Annotated in this window: 9 protein-coding genes and 1 pseudogene; 4 read left to right on the top strand and 6 right to left on the bottom strand. The window is 61.7% G+C overall.

Annotated elements, in window-relative coordinates; translation table 11 throughout:
* Positions 1-35 precede the first annotated feature (35 nt).
* Positions 36-653, top strand: a pseudogene (locus ACK6AU_RS23775) (ABC transporter ATP-binding protein); the annotation flags it as partial.
* A gap of 120 nt (positions 654-773) precedes the next feature.
* Positions 774-1,427 carry an HAD family phosphatase gene (locus ACK6AU_RS23770; RefSeq protein ID WP_185699750.1) on the top strand — a complete coding sequence of 218 codons (654 nt, stop codon included), beginning with the start codon at positions 774-776 and terminating at the stop codon, positions 1,425-1,427.
* Positions 1,428-1,437: 10 nt separating this feature from the next.
* On the opposite strand, the gene ACK6AU_RS23765 is transcribed toward ACK6AU_RS23770, so the two are convergent.
* Positions 1,438-2,400, bottom strand: a complete 963-nt coding sequence (locus ACK6AU_RS23765) for a zinc-binding dehydrogenase (protein ID WP_409301766.1) — start codon at positions 2,398-2,400, stop codon at positions 1,438-1,440.
* 139 nt (positions 2,401-2,539) lie between these two features.
* On the opposite strand from ACK6AU_RS23765, the gene ACK6AU_RS23760 reads away from it, so the two are divergent.
* Together ACK6AU_RS23760 and ACK6AU_RS23755 are read left to right on the top strand one after the other, a co-directional pair.
* A complete protein-coding gene (locus ACK6AU_RS23760; RefSeq protein WP_185699748.1) occupies positions 2,540-4,624 on the top strand; it encodes a carboxy terminal-processing peptidase in 2,085 nt (694 codons plus the stop codon).
* Positions 4,625-4,745: 121 nt separating this feature from the next.
* Positions 4,746-6,554, top strand: a complete 1,809-nt coding sequence (locus ACK6AU_RS23755) for a bifunctional diguanylate cyclase/phosphodiesterase (RefSeq protein WP_409301763.1) — start codon at positions 4,746-4,748, stop codon at positions 6,552-6,554.
* On the opposite strand, the gene ACK6AU_RS23750 is transcribed toward ACK6AU_RS23755, so the two are convergent.
* The 5 genes from ACK6AU_RS23750 to ACK6AU_RS23730 all read right to left on the bottom strand — a co-directional run bounded on the left by ACK6AU_RS23750 (position 6,523) and on the right by ACK6AU_RS23730 (position 9,217).
* The gene (locus ACK6AU_RS23750) at positions 6,523-6,921 is read right to left on the bottom strand and encodes a sel1 repeat family protein (protein ID WP_409301761.1); all 399 of its coding nucleotides are present in this window, start codon (positions 6,919-6,921) and stop codon (positions 6,523-6,525) included. The genes ACK6AU_RS23755 and ACK6AU_RS23750 overlap by 32 nt on opposite strands.
* On the bottom strand, positions 6,922-7,293 hold the full coding sequence (locus tag ACK6AU_RS23745; RefSeq protein WP_003179080.1) for a hypothetical protein: 372 nt from the start codon (positions 7,291-7,293) through the stop codon (positions 6,922-6,924).
* Positions 7,290-7,631 (bottom strand): helix-turn-helix domain-containing protein, encoded by a 342-nt coding sequence (locus tag ACK6AU_RS23740; protein ID WP_185699745.1) that lies wholly within the window; start codon positions 7,629-7,631, stop codon positions 7,290-7,292. The genes ACK6AU_RS23745 and ACK6AU_RS23740 overlap by 4 nt, the downstream gene beginning before the upstream one ends.
* Positions 7,632-7,726: 95 nt before the next feature.
* Positions 7,727-8,203, bottom strand: coding sequence for a YkvA family protein (locus ACK6AU_RS23735; RefSeq protein ID WP_409301760.1), 477 nt, complete (start codon positions 8,201-8,203; stop codon positions 7,727-7,729).
* A gap of 291 nt (positions 8,204-8,494) precedes the next feature.
* A complete protein-coding gene (locus ACK6AU_RS23730; protein ID WP_185699743.1) occupies positions 8,495-9,217 on the bottom strand; it encodes an FKBP-type peptidyl-prolyl cis-trans isomerase in 723 nt (240 codons plus the stop codon).
* Between the last annotated feature and the right edge of the window lie 86 nt (positions 9,218-9,303).

Here is a 9,303-nt window from a genome sequence, read left to right as displayed (position 1 = left end):
GGGTGAGGGAGCCGCTAAAACTGGTGTAGCACCAGGACTGGGCCAGCCGCTATCCGCACCAGCTCTCCGGCGGCCAGCGCCAGCGCGTGGCCCTGGCCCGTTCCCTGGTGACCCGCCCGCGCCTGCTGTTGCTGGATGAGCCGCTGTCGGCCCTGGACGCGCGGATCCGCAAGCACCTGCGCGAGCAAATCCGCAATATCCAGCGGGAACTGGGCCTGACCACCATCTTCGTCACCCATGACCAGGAAGAAGCGCTGACCCTGTCGGACCGGATCTTCCTAATGAACCAGGGCCAGATCGTCCAGAGTGGCGATGCCGAGACCCTGTACACCGCGCCGGTGGATGCATTCGCCGCCGGCTTCATCGGCAACTACAACCTCCTGGATGCCGAAAGTGCCAGCAAGCTGTTGCAGCGTCCGGTGAGCGGGCGCATCGCCATTCGTCCCGAGGCCATCGAGCTGCGCAAGGACGGCCAGCCGGACGCGCTGATCCGTAGCCACAGCCTGCTGGGCAACGTCATCCGCTATCGGGTCGAGGCCCGTGGCGTGGAACTGGTGGTGGATGTGCTCAACCGCTCGGCTGCCGACCTGCACGCCGATGGCCAGCGCCTGGCGTTATCCATCGATCCGAGCGCCCTGTGTGAGGTAGCTTGACGGCAGCGACAAGCTTCAAGCTGCGAGCTTCAAGTTATAGATAGACCGCTAAGCACCTAAATCCAATTCTTGCAGCTTGAAGCTTATAGCTTGAAGCTGTTCTCGGAGAGAACTGCACTAATGGCCCTGGCAATTTTTGATCTGGACGAAACCCTGATCCACGGCGACTGCGCCACCCTCTGGAGCGAGCAGATGGGGCGCCTGGGCTGGGTCGACAGCGAGTCGTTCATGCGCCGCAACAACGAGCTGATGGACGCCTACAGCCATGGCAAGCTGGCCATGGAAGAGTTCATGGCCTTCAGCCTCGAGCCCATGGCCGGGCGCAGTCCGGAGGATGTGGCGCATCTGGTGGAGCCCTGGGTCGAGGACGTGATCGAGCCGATCATCTTCAGCGATGCCTGCAAAACCCTGGCCGCCCATCGCCAGGCCGGCGACCGGATCCTGGTGATCTCGGCCTCGGGCACCCACCTGGTGAAACCCATAGCCCAGCGCCTGGGCATCGATGAAGTACTGGGGATCGAGCTGGAAGTGCTCAACGGCGTCTATACCGGCAATACCCTGGGCACCCTGACCTACCGCGAAGGCAAGATCACCCGCTTGCTGCAATGGCTGGAAACCGAGCAGGAAAGCCTTAAGGGCGCGACCTTCTATTCCGACTCGCGCAACGACCTGCCATTGCTGCTGCGAGTGGATCATCCCCAGGTGGTCAACCCGGATCCGGTACTGCGCGAGCATGCGCAGCAGGCCGGCTGGCCGATCCACCACTGGAAATGACCGCAGAGGGTCATGCCAATCCGGAGTCGATCACCAGGACCAGCTTGCCCGATACCTGGTTGGTGGCCAGTTCGGCGAATGCGGCTTCGGCATCCTCGATCGGGAACGTCCTGGCCAACTGGGGGCTCAAGCGCCCATCGCCGAACAGCGGCCAGACGTTCTGCCCCAGATCGCTCAGCAAGTCGGCCTTGAACTGATCGCTGCGGCTGCGCAAGGTCGAACCCAGCAGTTGGATCCGCTTGGCCAGCACCTTGGCCAGGTCCAGTTGCGCCTCGCGCCCGCCCATCAGGCCGATCAGCACCCAACGCCCATCGAGGGCCAGCAGCTTGAGATTATCGGCCGCGTAGCCAGCTCCCACCGGGTCCAGGACCACATCGAAGGGGGCGAAATCCCGCAGTGCATCCAGGCCATCGGTGCGTATCACGCCCCCCTGGGCCCCCAGTTTTTCGCAGTAGGCCAGGCGCTCGGCGGAGCCGACACTGACCCAGCACGGACTGCCGAAGGCCTTGCACAGCTGGATCGCCGCCGAACCGACCCCACTGGCCCCGGCGTGCAGCAGCACCTTTTCCCCGGGCTTGAGCGCCGCCAGCTGGAACAGGTTCAGCCAGGCCGTGGCGTAGACTTCCGGCAACGCCGCGGCCTCGACCAGCGACAATCCCTCGGGCACCGGCAGCACATGGCGCGCATCGACCACCACTTCCTCGGCCATGCCACCACCGGCCAGCAGCGCACAGACCCGATCACCGATTTTCCAGGACGAACCCGGGCCGACTTCACTGATCACCCCGGAGCATTCCAGCCCCAGCACCTGGCTGGCCCCGGCCGGCGGTGGATACAGCCCCGCGCGCTGCAGCAGGTCGGCCCGATTCAGGCCGGCGGCGGCCACGCGAATACGAACCTGGCCCGCATCGCAAGTCGGGCTTGGCTCTTCAACCCACTCCACATGACCTTCAACGCCTTGCAATGCTTTCACAGTGCCTCCATAGTGAGTCTGGACTGAGCCCGGAGGTTATAGCACCGGGCTTTTTGCATTATGCGACCGGCCCTGATGGAACCGGCGACTTCTAAGACGGCCTAATATGCGTTATCAATTGCCCCCGCGTCGAATCAGCATGAAGCATCTGTTCCCCAGCACCGCCCTCGCTCTTTTCATTGGTTTCGGCCTACTGCCGATGTCGACCACTACGCTCGCAGCCAATAGCTGGGACAAGCTTCAGCCTGATCGCGATGAGGTAATTGCCAGCCTCAATGTTGTTGAACTGCTCAAGCGTCATCACTACAGCAAGCCACCTTTGGACGACGCACGCTCGGTCATCATCTACGACAGCTACCTGAAGCTGCTGGACCCATCACGCAGCTACTTCCTGGCCAGCGACATCGCAGAGTTCGACAGGTGGAAAACCCAGTTCGACGACTTCCTCAAGAGCGGCGACCTGAACGCAGGCTTCACCATCTACAAGCGCTACCTGGACCGGGTCAAGTCCCGCCTCGACTTCGCCCTGGCGGAACTGGCCAAGGGTGTCGACAAGATCGACTTCACCACCAAGGAAACCTTGCTGATCGATCGCAAGGAAGCGCCATGGCTCAAGACCACCGCCGAACTCGACGACCTGTGGCGCAAGCGCGTCAAGGACGAAGTGCTGCGGATGAAGATCGCCGGCAAGGAACCCAAGCAGATCCAGGAAACCCTGACCAAGCGCTACAAGAACCAGTTGGCGCGCCTGGACCAGACCCGGGCCGAGGATATCTTCCAGGCCTACATCAACACCTTCGCGATGTCCTACGACCCGCACACCAACTATCTGTCGCCGGATAACGCGGAAAACTTCGACATCAACATGAGCCTCTCGCTGGAAGGTATCGGCGCGGTGCTGCAAAGCGACAACGACCAGGTCAAGGTCGTGCGCCTGGTACCGGCAGGCCCGGCGGACAAGACCAAGCAGGTCGCCCCGGCGGACAAGATCATCGGTGTCGCCCAGGGCGACAAGGAAATGGTCGACGTGGTGGGCTGGCGCCTGGACGAAGTGGTCAAGCTGATCCGCGGCCCCAAGGGCACCCTGGTGCGCCTGGAAGTGATCCCGGCCAGCAATGCGCCGAACGACCAGACCAGCAAGATCGTGCCTATCACCCGGGAAGCGGTGAAGCTCGAAGACCAGGCGGTGAAGAAGTCGGTCCTCAACCTCAAGCAGGACGGCAAGGACTACAAGCTCGGGGTGATCGAGATCCCGGCCTTCTACCTGGACTTCAAGGCATTCCGCGCCGGCGATCCGGACTACAAGAGCACCACCCGTGACGTGAAGAAGCTGCTGACCGAACTGCAGAAAGAGAAGGTCGACGGCGTGGTCATCGACTTGCGCAACAACGGCGGTGGTTCCCTGCAGGAAGCCACCGAGCTGACCAGCCTGTTCATCGACAAAGGCCCCACCGTGCTGGTGCGCAACGCCGATGGCCGGGTGGACGTGCTGGAAGACGAGAACCCCGGTGCCTTCTACAAGGGCCCGATGGCGCTGCTGGTCAACCGCCTCTCGGCCTCGGCCTCGGAGATCTTCGCCGGCGCCATGCAGGACTACCATCGGGCGTTGATCATCGGCGGCCAGACCTTCGGCAAGGGTACGGTCCAGACCATCCAGCCGCTCAATCATGGCGAACTGAAGCTGACCCTGGCCAAGTTCTACCGGGTTTCCGGGCAGAGCACCCAGCACCAGGGCGTGTTGCCGGATATCGGCTACCCGTCGATCATCGATACCAAGGAAATCGGTGAAAGCGCGCTGCCCGAAGCCATGCCCTGGGACACCATCCGCCCGGCCATCAAGCCGGCAATGGACCCGTTCAAGCCGTTCCTGGCCCAGCTCAAGGCCGAACACGAAAGCCGCTCGGCGAAAGATCCGGAATTCGTGTTCATCCACGACAAACTGGCGCTGGCGCAGAAGCTGATGGCGGAAAAAACCGTGAGCCTCAACGAAGCCGACCGTCGTGCACAGCATGCCGACATCGAAGCCAAGCAACTGGCCCTGGAAAACATCCGCCGCAAGGCCAAGGGCGAAGAGCCGCTCAAGGAGCTGAAGAAAGAGGATGAGGACGCACTAGCCGCTGCCGAGCCGGACAAGACCAAGCCGGAAGACGACGCCTACCTGAGTGAAACCGGGCGCATCCTGCTGGACTACCTGAAGCTCAACACTTCGGTGGCCAAGCACTGAAGATGATGGCAATTTAATTCGATCGCTCCTCGGAGCGTCATCAAATAGTCATCATTCTGTCGTGAAATAAAGGACTGGGTGCCGCGCGCAACCGGTCCTTTTTTCATCGACAGAGATCGCCATGACCACGACCGAACAGCTCAGTGCATTGAGTTCAATCCTGGCTCAAAGCGGTTTGCACAGCCTGTTCCAACCAATCATTTCCCTCTCGGAACGCCGCATTCTCGGCTATGAGGCCTTGAGCCGCGGCCCCTCCAATAGCCCGCTGCACTCCCCTGTCACCCTGTTCGCCGTAGCCCGCCAGGCCGGTCGCCTGAGCGAATTGGAAATCGCCTGCCGCCATAGCGCCTGCCGACGCTTCAGTGAGCAACTGCTGCCTGGCAAGTTGTTCCTCAACGTTTCCCCCGAGTCCCTGCTGGAAGCCGCCCACCAACCCGGGCGCACTCTGCAATTACTGCAAGACTTCGGCATCCCACCCAGCCAGGTGGTAATCGAACTCACCGAACAAACCCCCATCGACGATTTCCAACTGCTGCAGAACGCCCTGCACCACTATCGCGACATGGGGTTCTCGATCGCCCTGGATGACCTGGGGGCCGGCTATTCCAGCCTGCGCTTGTGGTCGGAACTGCGGCCGGATTATGTGAAGATCGATCGCCATTTCATCGACGGTATCCACCAGGATGCGCTCAAGCGCGAGTTCGTCGGGTCGATCCTCCAGATCGCCAAGGCCTCCCGGGCCAAGGTGATCGCCGAAGGCATCGAACTGGCCGAGGAACTGGCGGTGCTCACCGAGATGGGCGTCGACCTGGTCCAGGGTTACCTGCTGTGCCGGCCCCAGGAACAACCGTCCCAGGATGCCTGGGCGATGATGCCCAAGCACGACAACACCAGCGTGGCCTTGAATGACGAAGGCAGCGACCTCAGCGCCCTGCTCAACGACCAGCCGGCGGTGGCGCGCAACACGCCGACGGCCAATGTGCTGGAGGCCTTTCGCCGCCAGGCCAATCTCAACTCCCTGGCGGTTCTTGACGAGCAGGGCCAGCCCTGCGGAATCGTCCACCGACATTCGCTTTCCGATGCGCTGCTCAAGCCATTCGCCACCGACCTGTTCGCCCGCAAGCCCATCAGCCGGCTGATGAACGACGACTTCCTGGCCGTCGAACTGACCCAGTCGCTGCAACAGGTCAGCCGACTGATCACCAGCCGCGCCAGGCAACGCATCGAGGAAGATTTCATCATCACCCTCAATGGCCATTACCTGGGGCTGGGGCGGGTGATCGATGTGCTCAAGCTGATCACTGAACTGAAGATCCAGCAGGCCCGCTACGCCAACCCCCTGACGCTGCTGCCGGGCAACGTCCCCATCCAGCAGTGCCTGACCCGCTTGCTCCAGCAGGGTCGTGAATCGGTGATCTGTTATGTGGATATCGACAGCTTCAAGCCCTTCAACGACATCTACGGCTATGGGCGCGGCGATGAGGTGCTGCTGTGCCTGGCGCAATGCCTGAATGACCGGGTGGACCCGAGCCGCGACTTCGTCGGGCATATCGGCGGGGATGATTTCCTGCTGGTGCTAGGGCCGGAGGACTGGCGCAAACGGCTGAATCAGTTGCTGGATGACTTTCACAGCCAGTGCCGGCGCTTCTATCGCAGCGAACACCTGGAAGCCGGTTGTTTCGTGGCGCCCAACCGCCAGGGAATTCGCCAGGAATTCCCCTTGCTGTCACTGTCCATCGGCGTGGTGCACCTGTATCCACAGGCCTGCGGGCAACTGGACTCCAGCCAACTGGCGGAGCTGGCCTCCCAGGCCAAGCACCATGCCAAGAACGTCCAGGGCTACAGCGTGCACGTGATCGACAGCCTGGAAGCCCTGGCCCGCCAGCGCACCGGAAACCTCAGGGCTGCGGACCTAGCTGCTCCAGCTTGAGGCTGGCCAGGGGATGTCCGGCCCGGGCCGAAAGTTGCCACCAGCGGGCAGCTTCGGCAGCATCGGGTGCCTTGCTGGCAGAGCCGGCCAGGCTGATCACCCCAAGCTGGTAGGCAGCCTTGGCATCGCCGGCCAACGCAGCCAGGCGCAACAGGCGGAGCCCCTCCTCCCGCGCCCCGAGCCCCTGCCCACGGAAAAGCAGGATATGTCCATAGAAGCTTTGCGCGCCCACATTGCCCAGGTTGGCCATGCGCGCATACTGCCCCTCCATCCAGCGCCAGCTACGGGGCTGGCGGATGAACCAGGGCCAATGAAACAACCGGCGCGCCAGCCAATAGCCGGCCCGCGCCTTGAATCGCCAGAACATTCAAGCCTCCGCTGATTCGGGATATTCATACTCGAACACTCGCACCACTTCCGAGGCATGCCAGGACGCGGCGGCAACACCATCGGAAGGTCCGGAAAACCGCCCCAGGCGCTCCACGCACTCGAAGAATCCGGTACGCGGCAGGCGGCTGGCGCCCTGGCTGATGACCAGGGAACTGCGCAGCGGTTGCTCGGCTCGCGCATCCAGAGCCGCCAGATGCTCCAGCGCGGCCGTCAGGGTCTGCATCGCCGGGCTGGGCAACTGCAAGCGCTCCAGCAATGCACGGTAGGTTAAGAGATGGCGTTGACGCCGGGCTTGATCCAGCTCACCCAACAGCCCATCCCAGTGCTGACGACTGATCCTTACACTCACGGTTGCTCCCTCCACCCCGGCACCGTCAACTCCCAGGCCAGGCTGCGGCGAATAGCAGCGTCAGGCTGACGCTCGCCACTTTCAATCAGGGCCAGGTAAGACGGGCTGATGCCTACTTTGCGGGCCAGCGCCTCGATGGCGATGCCCTTCCCTTCGCGTAGATTGCGTAATTGATCCAGGCCCGGAAGATTCTGGGCCGGTGTCGCCGCCTGAGAAGCGGCAGCGGCTTGTTGTGCGTGTGCGGTGAGACCTGCGGCTTTTAACAACGCTTGATACTGAGCCCACGGCAGAACCGCATACTCGGGTTCGCCATCGCGTTCAATAATCTGGATATCCATCACCACCCCGTAGGAGTACGACACTTAAAGAGTCGGAATTTTCCTTAGAAGTGTAATCCTAACAGCGATAGCGGTCGCGCAGAGCATGATTGTCATCAGGTAACAGGGCCATTACCGGAAGGTTTCCCCGCCCCCTCCAGGCGCAATTGTTCGGCGGTGTCCGGCAGGCGCTCCACTACCGCCAGCTTTTCCGGTGTCTGGCGATTGCGCCAGGCGCGGAAGGCATCCAGCTCATCGCCCAGGGTCTTCATCAGCCAAGCCAGCACGGCGATGTCATCGAGCATGCCGAACAGCGGCAGGAAGTCGGGAATCGCATCCAGCGGGCTGAGGAAGTACATCAGGCCGGCAACCACCGACAACAGTGCCTTGGGACTGATCGCTCGATACTCGCCCCGCCAGTAGGCCAGGCACAACGCCTGCAACAGACGCAGGTCTTCCTTGACCTTGCCCAGGCGCTCACCCTGGAAAACGCCCTTGCTCGCCACGGCGAACAACAGCGTCGGCAAACGGCCACGCCCCAGGAGCCGAGCGGCCAAGGGCAGGAAGCGGGCAAAATTCCAGGGTGCTTTCATCTTCTCTCCCACTGAAATGTTATCCACACAAATTGTGGATAACCTTGTGAACAGAGCGCCTTTTCAACGCTGAAAGCCCCGTTTTACAAGGCCTGAACTCAGATCGGGCGTTTTTTACTCACATAAAAAACCCATCATTTCATTGACTTGGCAGGCTCCAGCGACTAGCTGCTGGCGTTCCACTGTTCTGACTGCCGACAACGTCGCCAGTTCGGATTTTTTACCATTGCCAGCCTGTAGAAACGACAACGCCCCGTAAGAACGAGGCGTTGTTGCAGACGTTGCAGCAGGTTACTTGGCTGCGTTCGGCTTGTCTTGCTTGGCTGGATCCTTGATACCCAGCAGTTCCAGCTCGAACACCAGCACCGAATTGGCGGGGATCGCCGGGCTTGGGCTCTGGGCGCCATAGGCCAGGTCGCTAGGGATATACAGCTTGTACTTCTCGCCGACATGCATCAGTTGCAGGCCTTCGACCCAACCCGGGATCACGCCGCTGACCGGCAGGTCGATCGGGCTGCCACGCTCTACCGAGCTGTCGAACACCGTACCGTTGGTCAGGGTGCCGGTGTAGTGCACGGTCACCACGTCAGTCGGCTTGGGCTGAGGGCCATCGGCCTTCTTCAGGACTTCGTACTGCAGGCCGGAAGCAGTGGTGGTGACACCAGTCTTCTTGCCGTTCTCTTCGAGGAATTTCTTGCCGGCGGCGGCCGACTCTTCACTCATCTTGGCCATGCGCTCTTCAGCGCGCTTTTGCAGTGCGGCAAAGGCCTCGATCAGTTCTTCGTCTTTGAGCTTCTGTTCTTTCTTGCCGACGGCATCTTCGATGCCCAGGGCCACGGCTTTGGAATCCAGGTCATCCATGCCTTCCTGGGCCAAGCTCTTGCCCATGTTCAAGCCGATGCCGTAGGAAGCTTTCTGAGCTGGGGTTTTCAGCTCTACGCTGGTCTGCGAGTCACAACCGGCGAGTACCAGGCTAACCAGGGCCACCGCCGCCGCCAACCGATGCTGTTTCATGCTATTTCCTTGTTCATGCGCCTAAAGGGCAATCGAATAAAGCCGCGAGCTTATCAGGCGGCCACGACCAATGGCTACCGGCATAA

The organism is Pseudomonas sp. KCJK8993, assembly GCF_046230915.1.
In the GTDB taxonomy this organism is placed as follows: domain Bacteria; phylum Pseudomonadota; class Gammaproteobacteria; order Pseudomonadales; family Pseudomonadaceae; genus Aquipseudomonas; species Aquipseudomonas piscis.
The sequence above is the reverse complement of the archived record's forward strand: the minus strand, read 5'-3'. Positions and strand labels throughout refer to the sequence as shown.